Consider the following 15,900-nt stretch of genomic DNA (forward strand, 5'->3'; position numbering starts at 1 on the left):
TTGAGCACGCCCCACTACAATTGAACCACCACCCACGGAGAAGACGAGAGGGCGCACATGCGGACACGCTACCACCCACGCGAAGGTTGGCTGAGCATCGGGCTGTTGGGCGCGATGGTGCTTTTGACGGCACGCGCCTTGCAAGCCGCCCGCTGGAGCCCCAACCTCGATTTGCTGACCCCCACGGTGTTGGCGGCGTTTGTGGTGGGAATCCTGCTGGCGAAAAGCCGCTTGCCCGGTGTGCTGGCGTTCTTGCTTGCGCTTGTTGCCGGGGTGGGTGTTATCACGAGCCTGGCGTTTCGCTTCGTTCCCGACGAGGCGTTGACCGCCACTGAAAAAACCTTGCTGATTTGGGAGCGGGTGCAAGGCTGGGCGGAAACCGTGCTTGCCAGCGGGCGACCGGGGACGGATACCGCCATTTTTGTCATGACGCTGATGGCGATCCTCTGGCTGGTGACGTTTTTTGCGTGCTGGTCGTTCTTCCACAATCGAAGCCCGTGGGGCGTCCTGCTTCCGCTCGGCACGGTGGTACTCATCAACACCTACTACGGTCCCGAAGACCTGACGCTCTACCTGATTGTCTTCCTCTTGTTGGGCTATCTCTTCTTCGTGCGGCATCACCTGCTGGAACGCGAAACCGAATGGCAACAGCGCGGTATCCAGTATAGCAAAGACGTGCTCTTTGATTTTCTGCGCGATGGCACGGTCTTCGCCGTCGTCATGCTGGCACTGGCATGGTTAGGGCCCACCGCCGTGGAAAGCGAAACGCTGAATCCGGTGCTGGCACGGCTGACGCGCCCCTGGCTGGCGGCGCAAGAAACATGGAACCGCATGTTCGCCACGCTCAACTACCGCGGGAATAGCCGCAGCGGGGGCTGGTTTGGGCAAGAAATGGCATTCCGCGGACCACTCAACCGCTCAGACGACCTCATCATGTACGTGCAAGCCGAACGTGGGCGCTACTGGCGCGCCACCGTGTACGACACCTACACCGGGCTGGGGTGGGAAGCCTCGACACCGCGCACGATTGATTTGCCGGGTGAACACCCACGCATCCCCCTCATCGCCGACGCACAGGGGCGCATCGCCACCGATATCGCCGTGGAACTGATTCGCCCGGCGGGGCGCTTGCTCTTCTTGCCGCAGCAACCCGTGCAAGTTTCACTCCCCGCGCGCGCCGTCGTGGCGGGTCCCGCCGCATTGGAAGCCCAAAGCATCGAAGAAGTCCCCCCCACCGGTCTGGCGCAACTCTTCGCCAAATCGCCGCTGGTGACGGGCGACACCTACACCGCCGTTGCCGCCATCCCCGACCCCGACGAACAAAGTTTGCGCCAGGCGGGTACCGACTACCCTCCGGAGATTGCCGAACACTACACGCGCTTGCCGCCCACCGTTCCGCCCGAAGTGGCGCAACTGGCACGCGAATTGACTGAGGGGCTTGATACGCCCTACGACAAAGCCAAAGCCATCGAGCGCTACCTGCGCACCATCCCCTACGACGAGACCATTCCACCACCGCCGCCGGGTGAAGACGGCGTGTACTACTTCCTGTTTGACATTCGCGCTGGCTATTGCGACTACTACGCCTCGGCAATGGCGGTCATGTTGCGGTCGCTCGGCATTCCAGCGCGGATTGCACAGGGGTATTCGCAAGGTCGGCTCATCAATCCCGACGCACACGTGTACGAGGTGCGCGGGCTGAACGCCCATACCTGGGTGGAAGTCTATTTCCCCGGCTTCGGGTGGATTGAGTTTGAACCCACAGCGGCTGAACCGGTACTCAACCGCCCGCCGCGCCCACCGGAGATGAACGAACCCAACACAACCCTGGGGCAAAACGGGGAAGCGCAATCTCCCACCGAGCGGGAGAACCAACTCGATCGCCTGCGCGACATCGAAGGCCAGATTGCCGATGAACAAGGCGGAAGCGACCCCTTCGCCACCTTGCGCCGCCCGCCCGACTTGCGCACGCTCGCGGTTCCCATCGCCACAGCCGGGGGGCTGGCGCTCGTTCTGCTGGCGGGCTATTGGGCGCTTGCGCGCCGCTGGCAAAGACTCCCCGTCGTCGAACAAGCCTACGACCAACTGGTGCTCATCGGGCGCTTCCTGCGGCTACGCCCCCATGCGTGGCAAACACCACGCGAATATGTGCACGCCATTGGCGAACGCATTCCCACAGTGCGCGAACCGCTGACACGCCTCAGCATCTTCCTGAACAAAGCCCGGTTCGCGCCGCACCGCTACACCGAAGAAGACGAAGCGCACGCTTCCGCCACCTGGCGTGAAGCCCGCGACCGCCTGGTCGCCTGGCTTGTGCGCCGCCGCCCCCCAGCCTGAACGGCACGGCGGCTTCACGTGCCCAACAAGCCGCGCAACCGGTCAAAGAACGATTCGCGCGTATCGCCGTCGCGCAAGCGGCGAATGGTGCGCATGGCACGCCCAACCTGCAAGCGGTTCGCCTGGGCGCGATTCAGCCGTTGCGCGGTTTCCAGCGCTTCCAGCGCCTCATCATACCGCCGCAAGCGTGCGAGCAGACGCCCACGGTTGTAATGCGCGCCAAAATGCTCCGGCTCGAACCGCAAAACCGCCTCGAAGTCGTCCAGCGCATCGCCAAATTTGCCCATGATGACGCGTGTCACACCACGGTGAAAATGGCGCTCAGCGGTCGCCTCCAACGCCAACGCCTCGGTGAAGGAAACCTCCGCCTGGTGAAAAATCAACTTCTGAAATTGCACCATGCCCAGCATATGCCAGTGCTCCGCCGAGGGGGCTTCCTGCACCAAATGCTCCACTTCCTCCAAAGGCGGCAACTCGCGGTCGAAAATGTCATGATAGAGTTTCATCTTCAACATTCCACCACCTCCTCTTGATGAAAACGGGGGGCATGTGCCCCCCGTTGTGTTGTGTGGTCTGCCTCGTTTACGGGTAAATCCCTCGCATAACAGTGGCTTCCGCCACACGATTGATGGCAAGCACGGTTGCCGCAATGCGCAAATCCACGCCCTTGGCTTCCGCCATGTTCCACACGTCATCAAAGGCGCGCACCATAATGCGTTCCAGCCGCTTCAAGACTTCTTCTTCGTCCCAGAAGAACGACTGCAACCCTTGCACCCATTCAAAGTACGAGACCGTCACCCCACCGGCGTTGCACAGAATGTCGGGCACAACCAGGATACCCCGTTCGCGCAGAATTTCGTCGGCGCGCGGCGTCGTCGGCCCGTTGGCGCCTTCGGCCACAATCTTCGCCTTGATCTCGTGCGCGTTTTCCGAGGTAATCTGGTTTTCGAGCGCCGCCGGAATGAGCACTTCACATTCCAGCGTCAGCAACTCCTCGTTGGTGATGACGTCGCCGTCGGGCCACGTCGTCACGTTGCGCGTTTCCAGCACATGCCGAATCAGCGCGGGAATATCGAGCCCGTTTGGATTGTAGATACCGCCGTGCACGTCACTCACGGCAATCACTTTCGCGCCCTGTTCGTGCATGGCGAGCGCCGCATTCGAGCCGACGTTCCCGAACCCCTGCACGACCACCCGCGCCCCTTCAATGGGAATGCCCACACGGCGCATCGCCTCGCGCGTGACGTACATGACGCCCACGCCCGTTGCCTGGTTACGCCCCAGTGAGCCGCCGATCGAAAGCGGCTTCCCCGTGACGACAGCAGGCACCGAATGCCCGTGCAGAATGGAGTAGGTGTCCATGAGCCACGCCATGACCTGCGCGTTCGTCCCCACGTCGGGCGCGGGAATGTCCGAATCGGGACCAATCAGCATGGTGATTTCGGTGGTGTAGCGGCGCGTCAGGTTTTCCAGTTCGCGCTGGGACAACTGGTAGGGGTCCACCACAATGCCGCCTTTTGCGCCGCCGTAGGGAATGTTGACCACGGCGCATTTCCAGGTCATCCACATGGCCAGCGCGCGCACTTCATCCAGCGTCACATCCTGGTGGTAGCGAATGCCCCCCTTCGTGGGACCGCGCACTGTGTTGTGGTGCACACGGTAGCCGGTGATGATGCGCACAGAGCCATCGTCCATGCGCACAGGGAAGTTGACCGTCAACTCACGTTTGGGGTAGCGAAGAAACTCGGCGATGCTCGCCGGCACATCAAGATGGTGCAAGGCTTTGTCAAACTGCTCTTGAGCAACATGCCATGGATTACGTTGTTTTGAACTCACACAAACCTCCTCCTTGAGGTTATTGAATGATAGCGCAACCACGCGCTTCAAGGCGCTAGCATACTCGCGAGTTTCTTTTGAAGCAAGTACGGTCTAGAAAATCGGTTGCCAAACATGCTTGCCGCCCCCTTGTGGGCATGGTATCATCACACACACTCCACATCGAGCCAACAATACCTCAAAAGGATGTCATGATGAACGAACACGAGATGCAAACACTCATCGAACACACAACCCAACGCCTTCTCCTTGCCGCCGACAACATCGGCATTTCTCTTCCCGGCACACCACACTACACGCACATCGAACCCGACCTTGACACCTTACACGAGACCATCGCCGCCTACATTGACCACACCCTGCTCAAACCCGACGCCACGCGCGCCGAGATTGACGCGCTCTGTGAGGAAGCCCGCCAATACACCTTCGCCTCCGTCTGTGTGAACCCGTTTTGGGTAGCGTATTGCGCCGAACGCCTTGCCGATACACCGGTGAAGGTCTGCACAGTCATCGGCTTTCCGCTGGGGGCGAATTGTCCTGAAACCAAAGCCGCCGAAGCCGAACTGGCATGCGAACATGGGGCGAGCGAGTTGGACATGGTGCTCAACATCGGGGCGCTGAAAAGCAACGACCTTGAAGCCGTTGCGCGCGACATTGCCGCTGTTGTCAGCGCGGGGCATGCCCACAATGCACTGGTCAAAGTCATCATCGAAACCGCTCTTTTGACAGATGAGGAGAAAGTGCAGGCGTGCACCATCGCCAAACTCGTCGGCGCGGACTTTGTCAAAACCTCCACGGGCTTTTCCAAAGGCGGCGCCACCGTCCACGATGTGGCGCTCATGCGGCGCGTGGTGGGCACTGCGCTCGGCGTCAAAGCCTCCGGCGGCGTGCGCACCTTCGAGGACGCCGTCAAGATGATTGAAGCCGGCGCAACACGCATTGGCGCCAGCGCCGGCGTGCGTATCGTCAAAGAAGCCCGCGGCGATGATGTCTCATCAGCCGCCACCGGCAATTACTGACCTTTGCCAACCAACCCGCGAGGCGAAACGCCATGCGTCTCTCAAAGATTGCGCTCATCCTCTTGTTGGGCGTGGCAACGCTTCTCTCCGTTGCCATGCCCACGCGCGCCCAAACCGAATTACAAGCCACGCTGGAAACCGAGAACGATTTTCCCCGCGCCCTCATCTTCCGCGTGGAAGTGGACGCCCCCACCACGCTGACCGAGGCGCGGCTCTACTTTCGCCCCGAAGCCAGCGAATTTTGGAACAGCATTCCGGTGACCATCGAGCCGGGCGCCCACATTGAAGCCGAGTACGAGTGGTTTACCAAGAACCAGGTACTGCCGCCCAACCTCAAACTCGAATACTACTGGCGCTTCCGTGACGCTGAGGGCAACACCTACACGACCCAGCACGAATGGGTTGAGTATCTGGATATCCGTTTCGACTGGAAGCGGCTGGGCGATGAGAAAGTCACCATCATGTGGTACGACGGCGATGAGGCGTGGGGGCGCGCCATGTACGAAACAGCGCGCCAAGCCATTGACGCGCTGGAACAGGAACTCGGCGCCACCCTGGACCACCCTATCCGCATTGTCGCCTACGCCAACGGGAGCGACTTTCGCTCGGCGTTTCCTCCCCAGCAAGACTGGATCGGGGGGCAAGCCTTCCCCGACATGGGCATTACCGTGCAAATCATCGGCGCAGGCGAATACGACTGGATGCAGCGCGTGATTCCCCATGAAATTTCGCACCTCGTTTTTCACCAGGCGCTGAAAGACGCACTGGCAACACCACCCGCCTGGTTCAACGAAGGATTGGCGATGTACAACGAACCGGGCGACTTTGGCGAAGAAGAGCGAAGTCGCCTGCGCAACGCCGCCAAAAACGGCGAACTGCTGTCCCTGAGCCGCTTGCAGGGCAATTTCGGCGCCGACAGCCACGAAGTCAACCTGGCGTACATTCAAAGTTGGGGCATGGTGGACTTCCTCATCCGCGATTGCGGCAAAGATGGCTTGCGCCGCATTATCGCCGAGTTGAACAACGATGTGACCATGGATGAAGCCCTGCAACGCGCCTGCGGATACGACCAGGCGACACTGTACGAGCGCTGGCTACGCGAAGATTTGGGCGTTGAGCCGCCCACTTCTCCCGCCGGCGAGTCTGAACCTTCGCCCACGTCAACACCCAACCCGCCGCCAGAATCGGCGCCTTCATCCGAACCGGAACCGCCCACGGGGCTCATCTCCCCCCTTCTGCTGACGTGCATTTGGGGCGTCTGCTGTCTGAGCATTCTGGCGTTTCTTTCCTTCACACTGGCCATTTTCTTCTGGCGGCGTGGCCGCACGCAAGCATAAACCGAGGTGAAAGCGATGCAAGAAATCCTGGAAGGGGTTTGGTGGATACGCCGCCCCATGGTCAATGTGTATGTCGTGCAAACGCATGAAGGGCTTTGGCTGGTGGACGCCGGCACGCCCTGGGACGCCAAAGCGCTGCTTGCGGCGCTGCGCTCTCTGGGTGTTGAACGTGGCGACCTTCGCGCCATCCTGCTGACCCACGGCGATTTTGACCACGTGGGAAGCGCGGCGCACCTGCGCGACACCCTGCACGCGCCCATTTGGGTGCACCCCGCCGATGCCGAAGCCGTTGCCGGACGCGCGCCCATTCGCCGCCGTGTGGTAGGTGGGCTTGCCACCCGCCTGAGTATCGCGCTGAGCAGTCGGCTTGTACACGCCCCCCCCGTCGAACCCGACCGCACCCTGGCTGATGGTGAGGTCCTCGCTGAGGGCTGTTTGCACGTCATCCACACTCCTGGGCACACCGACGGGCACGTCTGCTTCTTTGACGAACGGCGGTGCCTGCTCTTCGGCGGCGACGTCGTGCGCACGTCGCGCCGACGCATGTACCGCCCCCCCTTCGTGCTAGCCGATGCCGATGCGCAACGCCAAACCTTGCGCAAACTCGCCACACTCAAATTCGACCGCGCCGTATTTGGACATGGTCCGCCCATCCTCAACGATGCCGACCATCTGTTGCGCGCTGAACTGACTGCGCTCGAACCCTAAACCTTGCGAGAGGATACCGCCATGGAGATTGTGCGTCTCATCCTTGACTATTTCACACTCAAACGCGAATTTGCCCTGCCGCCCAACATTGGCGCCAACATCCCCATGCCGTCCGACCTGACCGAGCCGCTTCCGTTGGTTTGGCAACTGGCGCTCTACCTGGCGCTTCTCGCCGGCATTATTGCCCAATCCTATCTGGACAGCTTGCGCCTGGGCGAAAAATGGACGCTCTCGCGCCAAACTGTCATCGTGGGCGGCATTCTCGCACTGCTGGCGTTTCCCGTCGTCTATCAAAGCGCCGGCCTGGACGCCAGCCAACCCACACTTGTGCAATTGGCGCTGGTCTTTGCCGCTGGATTGGGCTACCAGAGCGCTTTCATGGCACTGCTTGCCCCCGCTTCGACACAACGCCGTTCGTCTTCACGCCGCAAAACACGCCGCACCACCAGCAAAAAACGGTCATCCAAGTAATGCTGCCCGCCCATCAAAGAAAAGAGACGGGGCGCGGCAAAGAGATTTGGCAATTTGACAAATACACAAATCTCAATAGAATGTGCCCCGTCTTCTGGCGAGCCCCCATCGTCTAGAGGACTAGGACACCACCCTTTCAAGGTGGAGACAGGGGTTCGAATCCCCTTGGGGGCACACGAAACGCACCGGCTGAACCGGTGCGTTTTTGTTTTCTCCGCGAACGACGCCACTCTTTCAGCACGCACACCGCAACATGTTTTTCTTCCGTCTGAATACCTGCGCGTGATCCAATCGCTTGTCCCGCGGCGTATACTCATCGAACCACAACCAAAACCTCACATGACCAGAAGGAGGAGTATATGAAACGCTTGACGACATTGCTTGTACTGGTTGCTGTGTTCAGCTTGCTGGCACTTACGCCGGCACTGGCACAAACCACCCCCGCCGTCGAAGTCTCCGACCAGGTGACCGATGGAACAACGGTTGTCGTAGACCGTGTTGTCTCTGATGGGCAAGGCTGGATCGTCATTCACGAGGATGCCGACGGCAAGCCCGGTCCCATCATGGGCTTTGCCCAGGTGCAAGACGGCGAAAACACCAACGTGGCTGTGACGCTGACCACCCCCGCAACCGACGGCCAGAAACTCTGGGCGATGCTCCACACCGACGCCGGCGAATTGGGTACGTGGGAATTCCCCGATGGCCCCGACGCCCCCGTCAAAGTGGACGATGCGATTGTCATGGCGCCGTTCATGGTTGAACTGGTGGGCGTTGAAGTCTCCGACCAGACGACTGACGGCAACAGCGTTGTGGTGGACAAGGTTATTTCCAACGGGCAAGGCTGGATCGTCATTCACGAGGATGCCGACGGCAAGCCCGGTCCCATCATGGGCTTTGCCCAGGTGCAAGACGGTGAAAACACCAACGTGGCTGTGACGCTGACTACCCCCGCAACCGACGGCCAGAAACTCTGGGCGATGCTCCACACCGACGCCGGCGAATTGGGTACGTGGGAATTCCCCGATGGCCCCGACGCCCCCGTCAAAGTGGGTGATATGATTGTCATGAAGGCCTTCACCGTGAGCATGGCGCCCGCCACCCTACCCGAAACCGGCGGCGCGTCCAGCACACTGCCGCTCCTGCTCACCACGGCGGGACTGCTGATGCTTGTCGGCGCCTTTGCCTGGCGGCGTCTCGCCATTCGCTAACAGACCCGTTCCGACGTTCTTCTGCCAGCCGCAGGTGGGTTCATCGCCTGCGGCTTTGTTCTCTTCCTAATCCCTGCTACAATTTGCCGTCACCGGGCGAATCCAGCAGACAGGGTATGAAGTATGGCGAAAATCCATTTCAAAGTGCTTGGCTGCCGTCTGAACCAGGCTGAAGCCGAACGATTGGCGCAAGGCTTCATCATGGCCGGGCACGAAATTACCGAAAATGCAGAAGAAGCCGATATTTGCATTGTGAACACATGCACGGTCACCACTGCCGCCGGCGCCAAATCACGGCGCGCCGCCAAACCAATGCGCGCAGGGCAAAAAATCGTTGTAACGGGATGCCACAGTGAAGTCCGCCCACAGGATTTTCGCTACGCCGATCTCATCGTCTCGAACGCCGAGAAAGAGCAACTGGTGGCGCTGACGCTGGAACGGTTTGGCATGGACGGGGAAGCGCTGGGCATGGATTACCGCCCGGTCGGACGCCTGCACCTCTACCCGCTGGTGCTCGACCACACGCGCGCCTTCGTCAAAATTCAAGACGGTTGCAATCTCGCTTGCTCATTCTGCCTAACCACCATTGCCCGCGGCGACGCCCGCAGTCGTCCGGCGGATGAGATTATCGCCGAGGTGCGCACGCTTGCCGAAAAAGGATGCCAGGAAGCCGTACTGACCGGTGTGCACGCCGGCGCATACGGATACGACCTTGGCACTGACTTGGGGCATTTGCTCGAACGCCTGCTGACCGAGACCGATATCCCGCGTATTCGGCTTTCCTCGCTCGAACCGTGGAACTTCAAAACAGAATGGCTTGACCTGTGGGTGCGTTTTGGCGAACGGCTTTGCCGCCACCTGCACATGAGCCTTCAAAGTGGAAGCAACACGGTGTTGCGGCGCATGCGTCGCGCGTATCGCGCCGAAACGTTTGCCGCCAAAATTGAAGCCGCCCGCGCGGCGATGCCCGAAATGGCGATTACAACCGACATCATCGTCGGCTTCCCCGGTGAAACGGAAGAAGAACACCGCGAAAGCCTGGCTTTCGTGCGCGAGATGGCGTTTGCCGGGGCGCACATCTTCCCATTCAGCCCCCGTCCGGGGACGCGCGCGGCTACCATGCCGAACCAAATCCCCGGCCCGGTGAAACGCCAGCGCTACGAAGAGATGAAAGCCGTGACGGATGCGTCAGCGGCGGCTTTCCGCGCACGCATGATGGGGCGTGTGCTGCCCGTGCTCTGGGAGCAACGCGAAGCCGATGGCGCACTCTCCGGCCTGACCGACAACTACATCCGCGTCTATGCGCCGGTTGGCACAGCGTCGCCCAACACCATCACGCCCACGCGCCTGGTGCGCGAAGAAGGCGAGCGCGTGTGGGGGGAGATAGTATCTGTGGAACACGCCTAGCGCGCTTTTTCAGCCCTGACCCTTCTTGCAACCGGTCAGGGCTTTTGTTTCCTCGCGTCTAGCCCGCCCAAGGCAACGCCCCCCGTGCGCCATTTTGCAATTCCCCGCTTCACTTTCATACTAAACACACCCAAAACAGACCAGCCCTCAATCAACCCAGGCAAGGATGCACTATGAACATCATCACCATTGCCGATGATTTGCGTGTCATTCTGCGCGGATGGTTCAACGCCAACCACATTTTGCTCACTGGTCCTGAAACTGTGCTGATTGACACCGGTCATGCCCGCGACATTGCGCAAACCTTGCACCTGCTGAACGAAGCCGAGACGCCCGCCGAAACGCTCACCCGCATTCTCATCACCCACGCCCACCAAGACCACATCGGCGGCGCAGCAACCTTATGTCAACAAAGCGGCGCAACCCTTCTCGGTCATCGCTGGCTGCACTACGCCATCACCCAACGGCGAAGCGATTGGCTGGGGCCTGTGTGGCCGCAAGAAGCCCCGCTCCCCCCAATCCATCCCGTGCATGAAGGCGAAGACGTGAACCTTGGGCGGTACACCTTCCGCGTTCTGCACGTGCCAGGCCACGCCTTTGAGATGATTGCCCTCTACGAACCCACGTTGCGGGTGCTCATCTCCGCCGACGCCGCTCATGACGGCGATTTGGGCGTACTCGCGCCGGAGATGGAAGGGATTGGGTGTGTACCGCAGGCTGTCGAATCCGTCGAGAAACTGATGGCGCTCGACGTTGAGGTGATGATCCCCGGACATGGTGTGCCCATTATGGGGCGCGAACGAGTCGCCGATAGCCTCAAACGCACACGCCAGCGGCTGATGAGTTTCATCACCAATCCGGAAAAACGCATGCGCCACCTTGCGCGGCGCGTCTTCCTCTACCAAGTGCTCTTGCACCAGCCGGTTGACGTCGAAACCCTGCGCCGGCATTCGCTCAATGTACGATGGTTCACCGCCTACAGCGAACAACTGGGCACAACCCCGGACGCTTTTTTTGACACCCTGCTCGACACACTCATGGCACGCGGGTTGATTCTCCGCCGCCCGGATGGGTTGCTCGTATCGCCCATACCGGCGTAATCCCCCGGAAAAGCAAAAGCGCCACCATGCAGATGGTGGCGCTCTCTTGCCTTGTGATGATGTTTAGGCGCGTGTCAACTCAGGGCGCGATGGCACGCGTTCGCGCAACGATGAGTACACACGGCGCGCCTTGCGCACGTATTTGTGCGGGTCGGTGTACTTGTTCCACGCTTTGCGCACTGCACGGCGCACACGGTTCTTGAAAAGGCGCTTCTGGCTTTCATCACGCGCCCACATCAAAAATTCCAGGTCCAACCCCTTGATTTTGGCTTCGGTGGGGTTGCGGCGATACGAATCGTGGTCCATCACCAGGTGCAGGTTGTGAATTTCACCATACTTGAAGAGGTCAGACCCCGGATGCGGCGTGTAGAAAGACGGGCTGTAATAATCCGGGTCAATCTCCTTAATCATGCTGATGGTATCGAGCACTTCTTCTTCGGTTTCGGTGGGCAAGCCCAGCATGTAGTTCGCCCAAATCGTCAAGCCATACTTGCGGCAAATCTTCGCCGCCGCCAGGTTCTTTTCGCGCGTCGTCCCCTTGCGAATGAAGTTGAGCACGCGGTTGTTGCCGCTTTCAAAACCGATGAAGTACCCCTTCAAGCCCACGCTTGCCATCAGCGCCACCATGTCTTCGTGGTGGTAGATGATATCGGCGCGCGATTGGCAGAAGAAAGGTTGCGTAAAGCCCTCGGCGCGATACTTTTCGCAAAACTCCATCACCCATTCACGGTCTTCGGTGAGGCAGTCATCGTGGAACATGAACGAGGCGAAATTGTACTTGTCGCGCAACATCTTCAACTCGGCGATCACGTTATCCACCGAGCGGCGGCGCGTCCCTTTGCCGAACAAGAAATCTTCCATGGGCTTGCAGAAGTTGCATTTGTAGCGGCAGCCGCGCCCGGCGATGATCGTCACGAACGGAGCGGGCAACTCTTCCACAAAGGGAACTTCGGGCGAATCCAGGTCGTAGCCCCACTTGCGCCACTCTTCCAGGAAGAGGTCTCGGTCGGCAAAAGGCAATTTGTCAAGGTCGGGGTGAATACCAATCAGGCGGCGTGTTTGCGGGCGCGTGCCATTGTGGATGGAGCGCACCAGGTTGGTGAAGGTGATTTCACCTTCGGCCTGCACAATGTAGTCCACCAGCGGGTTTGCCAGCACTTCATCCGGCTCAGCCGTGGGGTGAGGACCACCCACCACGGTGATGGCTTCGGGCTTGACTTCCTTGATGATGGAGATGGCTTCCATCACCGGGTTGAAATCAACACTCATCATCGTCAGCCCGACCACATCGGGGTCGCGCTGTTCGAAGACTTCGCGGAAATGTTCCCAACCACGCAGGGCGCGCAGGTCAATCAAATCCACCGTGAACCCGGCGGCTTTGAGCGACGCCGACAAACTGGCAAGGCCGTGGCTAATCCAGCCCGAGTCCATGCCCTGCTTCAGGCTGTTGAAGCCCTTTCCGGCAATCCCGGCATAGACGAGTGTGACTTTGGTCATACTTTCCTCCTTTTGCCGTCTGGCAAAAACAAGCCGCTGGACACACAGCGGCGCTGGCTTTGGCACGTCTCTCGCGCACATTCAATGTTGAGTTGACGGGTCAAGAATAAAACAAAGCCGCACCAGTGTCAAGTATGACACGGTGCGGCTCATTGTTGCATTTTCACACCAACGGGTTAGGCGCCGCAGCCACAGCCGCCAGCCCCAGCAGCGCCCGTTGCGGAACTCGCGTCCGCCGTGCGGAAGGAATGCCCACACCCACAGGAAGCGACCGCGTTGGGGTTGTCAATGCGGAAACCGCCGCCCATCAGGCTTTCCACATAGTCAATCTGGGCGCCCCACAGGTACATGGCGCTGGTGGGGTCAACCACCACCTTCACATGTTCATTGATTTGCACGACGGTGTCATCTTCGCGCGGTTCTTTTTCAAACGCCATACCGTACTGGAAACCGGCGCAACCGCCGCCCGTCACGAACACACGCAGGGCATAGCCCTGAATGTTCTTCTGCTCTAACAACTGCTGGACAACGTTTGCCGCGGCTTCGGTCATCGTCACCAGCGGCGTTTCAGCAGCCTGGTTGTTTTGCACGTCTTGAATGGAAATCGTCATGCGAATCCTCCCTTATCAGTTGACAGCCTCTCTCGTTGCCGTCATTGTCGCTGGAAATCAATCGTCCGTTCGACTGGCAAACATTGTAGTCGAAAGCCTCCCGAAAATCAATTTGAGGGGCGGACGTGCTCAGCCACCAATCTGGCTCATGCCACGCGCTTGCGGGAAAACCCCACGGCGCAATTGATGTCCCACCGGCTTTGCCTGCACGGCGCGAATGAACAAGTCGCGCAACGCGTCCATGCCGCCCTCATGCAAGGCGCGGCGAAAGTCCAGTTCGTGGTCGGTGAGCAGGCAGAGCCGAATTTTGCCGTCGGCGGTCAGGCGCATGCGGTTGCAATCATCGCAATAGGGTTCGCTCACCGGATTGATGAAGCCAATCAGGCCGCGCGCCCCCGGAATGCGATACATCTTGGCTTCGCCCAGCAACCGCCCGTCGAAAAGGGGTTCCAATGCGCCAAAGCGTTCTTCAATCCGCGCTTGCACTTCGCTGTTGGGCACGTAATGTTGCAGCGCAAAGTTGGCTTGTGTGCCCAGCGGCATGGCTTCGATAAATCGCACGTGCCAATCGTGCTCAAGGGTAAGGGCGGCAAGGTCTGCTACATCTTCATCGTTATAGCCGCGAATGACCACAGCGTTCAGTTTGATGGGCAAAAGCCCCGCCCGCTCCGCGGCCTCGATACCCGCCCAGACCTTTTCGAGCGTGTTGAAGCGCATGAGGCGTTCCAGCGAAGCGGGGTTGAGGGTGTCAATGTGAATGTTGACGCGCGTCAAGCCCGCCTGTTTGAGCGGTTCGGCAAGTTCGGGCAAGCGAATGCCGTTGGTGGTCATCGCAATCGTGCGCAACCCCTCAATGCGTGCCAAACGCTCAACAATCTCAATCAGGTCGGGGCGCAAGGTTGGCTCGCCCCCCGTCAAGCGCACTTTGTCGAAGCCCACATCAACGGCGGCGCGCACAATCGTTTCGATTTCGGCGGGGGTCAGCAACTCCTGGCGAGGCAAAAAGCGCAAGCCATGCAAAGGCATGCAATAGACACAACGCAGATTGCAATGGTCAATCAACGAAACGCGCAAGTAGTTGATGCGACGCCCGTAAGAATCCACCAAGGCAGGTTTGGTTTGTACATTGGTTGCCACTGTGGCGGTCATCGTTGGCTCCTTTCTCTGCACATCATTGTGGCAGGGTGGTGCGTCGCATAGACAGACGTCTCGTCAGGCGTCCGCGTCTTTGTCCGCGTCGGCAGGCGCGGCGCACGCCCCGCCACAGGAACTCCCCGGCTCTCCACACCCCACTTCCGAGGGCGGTTTCCCCGATTTGCCCACCCAAAGGTTTTCAACGGGGATTTCAACACGCCCATGTTCTTCGGTTTGCAACGTGATGGTGCCCTTCAACATATTGCGGTCAACCACTTTGCCAGAATACTGCTCGGTCACCACCCATTTTCCCAGTTTGGGGAAACCTTTGGAGACATCTTTGTAAAACTCGTACTCATAAGCCAGACAACAGCGCAAGCGCCCACACATGCCTGCAATTTCGGTCGGCACCAGCGGCAGGTCTTGCGCCTTGGCCATTTTGATGGAAATGGGCTGAAACTCCGTCAAAAACGCACTGCAACAGCGCTTGTCCAGCCCACACGCGCCCGCCCCACCGAGAAACCGCGCCACATCACGCGGGCCAATCTGGCGAAATTCGACCATCACATCGAACTCAGCCTTCAAGCGGCGGCGCAACTCCTTCACGTTGACATCGCCTTCCGACCCGTAGAGGAATGTCAGACGCGAACCGTCAAAACTGTACTCGGCGCGCGCCAACTTCAGGCGAACGCCCAACTCAGTGGCGAGCATACGCGCCCGCTTGAGCGCCTGATTGGCAAGGTGCTCGTAATGTTTGCGCAACACCAGGTCGTGGCTTGTGGCGCGGCGCAAAATGGGCTTGTAGGTGCTTGGGTGCGCTGCTTCTTCCGGTGGGACGATTTTGGCCACTTGCCCAATTTCAACACCGCGGCTGGTTTCAACAATGACATACTCGCCCGGCGAAACAGCTTCACCTGTTGCATTGGTAAAGTGGTAGAGTTTCCCGACTTCGTGAAAACGCACACCCACAACTTGCTCGGTCATCGTTGTCTGCTGTTCTGTTGCCATCACCGTCATAGGTTGTTCCTCTCTCTCACCTGCGCTCATGATAGCCGCATTCCCTCGTTGTGGTCAAATAGCGTTCTGCACAAAATGCAGAACGCTTGTCATCTTGTTGATATCACAAATGTCAGGTTTTTCTGCATGATAGCGGAATGATACGCATGATTGGATTGTGTTCAACTTTGCGCCCTCGCTTTCCAAAATCTTCTTCATAAAGAAAAAGGCGCAACAGC

General features: G+C 59.5%; 14 protein-coding genes and 1 tRNA gene. 9 read left to right on the forward strand and 6 right to left on the reverse strand.

The genetic code is table 11. The features are described 5' to 3' along the window. Window positions 1-57 precede the first annotated feature (57 nt). On the forward strand, window positions 58-2,337 hold the full coding sequence (locus SE16_RS13820) for a transglutaminase TgpA family protein (RefSeq protein WP_060687752.1): 2,280 nt from the start codon (window positions 58-60) through the stop codon (window positions 2,335-2,337). A 14-nt stretch (window positions 2,338-2,351) separates the two neighbouring features. Here SE16_RS13820 and SE16_RS13825 read toward each other — a convergent pair whose 3' ends face one another. Both SE16_RS13825 and SE16_RS13830 read right to left on the reverse strand, forming a co-directional pair. Further along, window positions 2,352-2,852 carry a tetratricopeptide repeat protein gene (locus tag SE16_RS13825; protein ID WP_060687754.1) on the reverse strand — a complete coding sequence of 167 codons (501 nt, stop codon included), beginning with the start codon at window positions 2,850-2,852 and terminating at the stop codon, window positions 2,352-2,354. A 67-nt stretch (window positions 2,853-2,919) separates the two neighbouring features. Then, window positions 2,920-4,173 (reverse strand): Glu/Leu/Phe/Val family dehydrogenase, encoded by a 1,254-nt coding sequence (locus SE16_RS13830; protein WP_054493807.1) that lies wholly within the window; start codon window positions 4,171-4,173, stop codon window positions 2,920-2,922. Between the two features lie 191 nt (window positions 4,174-4,364). Between SE16_RS13830 and deoC the strand changes: the two genes are divergently transcribed. The 8 genes from deoC to SE16_RS13870 all read left to right on the forward strand — a co-directional run bounded on the left by deoC (window position 4,365) and on the right by SE16_RS13870 (window position 11,423). Next, window positions 4,365-5,192, forward strand: a complete 828-nt coding sequence (gene deoC, locus SE16_RS13835; RefSeq protein ID WP_236693750.1) for a deoxyribose-phosphate aldolase — start codon at window positions 4,365-4,367, stop codon at window positions 5,190-5,192. 32 nt (window positions 5,193-5,224) lie between these two features. Next, window positions 5,225-6,529 carry a peptidase MA family metallohydrolase gene (locus SE16_RS13840; protein WP_054493808.1) on the forward strand — a complete coding sequence of 435 codons (1,305 nt, stop codon included), beginning with the start codon at window positions 5,225-5,227 and terminating at the stop codon, window positions 6,527-6,529. 15 nt (window positions 6,530-6,544) lie between these two features. Continuing rightward, on the forward strand, window positions 6,545-7,237 hold the full coding sequence (locus tag SE16_RS13845) for an MBL fold metallo-hydrolase (protein ID WP_054493809.1): 693 nt from the start codon (window positions 6,545-6,547) through the stop codon (window positions 7,235-7,237). A 21-nt stretch (window positions 7,238-7,258) separates the two neighbouring features. Continuing rightward, window positions 7,259-7,708: a hypothetical protein gene (locus SE16_RS13850; RefSeq protein ID WP_054493810.1), complete on the forward strand. Its 450-nt coding sequence runs from the start codon at window positions 7,259-7,261 to the stop codon at window positions 7,706-7,708. Window positions 7,709-7,809: 101 nt separating this feature from the next. Continuing rightward, window positions 7,810-7,882: transfer RNA gene (locus tag SE16_RS13855), tRNA-Glu, on the forward strand. A 185-nt stretch (window positions 7,883-8,067) separates the two neighbouring features. Beyond that, on the forward strand, window positions 8,068-8,916 hold the full coding sequence (locus tag SE16_RS13860) for an LPXTG cell wall anchor domain-containing protein (protein WP_054493811.1): 849 nt from the start codon (window positions 8,068-8,070) through the stop codon (window positions 8,914-8,916). Window positions 8,917-9,039: 123 nt separating this feature from the next. Then, entirely contained in the window at window positions 9,040-10,323 is a 1,284-nt protein-coding gene (mtaB, locus tag SE16_RS13865; protein WP_054493812.1) for a tRNA (N(6)-L-threonylcarbamoyladenosine(37)-C(2))-methylthiotransferase MtaB, read from the forward strand. 173 nt (window positions 10,324-10,496) lie between these two features. Continuing rightward, window positions 10,497-11,423, forward strand: a complete 927-nt coding sequence (locus SE16_RS13870) for an MBL fold metallo-hydrolase (RefSeq protein ID WP_054493813.1) — start codon at window positions 10,497-10,499, stop codon at window positions 11,421-11,423. Between the two features lie 63 nt (window positions 11,424-11,486). Here SE16_RS13870 and SE16_RS13875 read toward each other — a convergent pair whose 3' ends face one another. The 4 genes from SE16_RS13875 to SE16_RS13890 all read right to left on the reverse strand — a co-directional run bounded on the left by SE16_RS13875 (window position 11,487) and on the right by SE16_RS13890 (window position 15,649). Continuing rightward, the gene (locus tag SE16_RS13875; RefSeq protein ID WP_054493814.1) at window positions 11,487-12,920 is read right to left on the reverse strand and encodes a B12-binding domain-containing radical SAM protein; all 1,434 of its coding nucleotides are present in this window, start codon (window positions 12,918-12,920) and stop codon (window positions 11,487-11,489) included. A gap of 176 nt (window positions 12,921-13,096) precedes the next feature. Further along, window positions 13,097-13,531 (reverse strand): iron-sulfur cluster insertion protein ErpA, encoded by a 435-nt coding sequence (gene erpA, locus SE16_RS13880; protein WP_054493815.1) that lies wholly within the window; start codon window positions 13,529-13,531, stop codon window positions 13,097-13,099. A gap of 129 nt (window positions 13,532-13,660) precedes the next feature. After that, a complete protein-coding gene (gene moaA, locus SE16_RS13885; RefSeq protein WP_054493816.1) occupies window positions 13,661-14,680 on the reverse strand; it encodes a GTP 3',8-cyclase MoaA in 1,020 nt (339 codons plus the stop codon). 63 nt (window positions 14,681-14,743) lie between these two features. Next, entirely contained in the window at window positions 14,744-15,649 is a 906-nt protein-coding gene (locus SE16_RS13890; protein ID WP_161804555.1) for a PSP1 domain-containing protein, read from the reverse strand. Window positions 15,650-15,900: the final 251 nt, after the last annotated feature.

It is taken from the genome of Ardenticatena maritima (genome assembly GCF_001306175.1).
In the GTDB taxonomy this organism is placed as follows: Bacteria; Chloroflexota; Anaerolineae; order Ardenticatenales; family Ardenticatenaceae; genus Ardenticatena; species Ardenticatena maritima.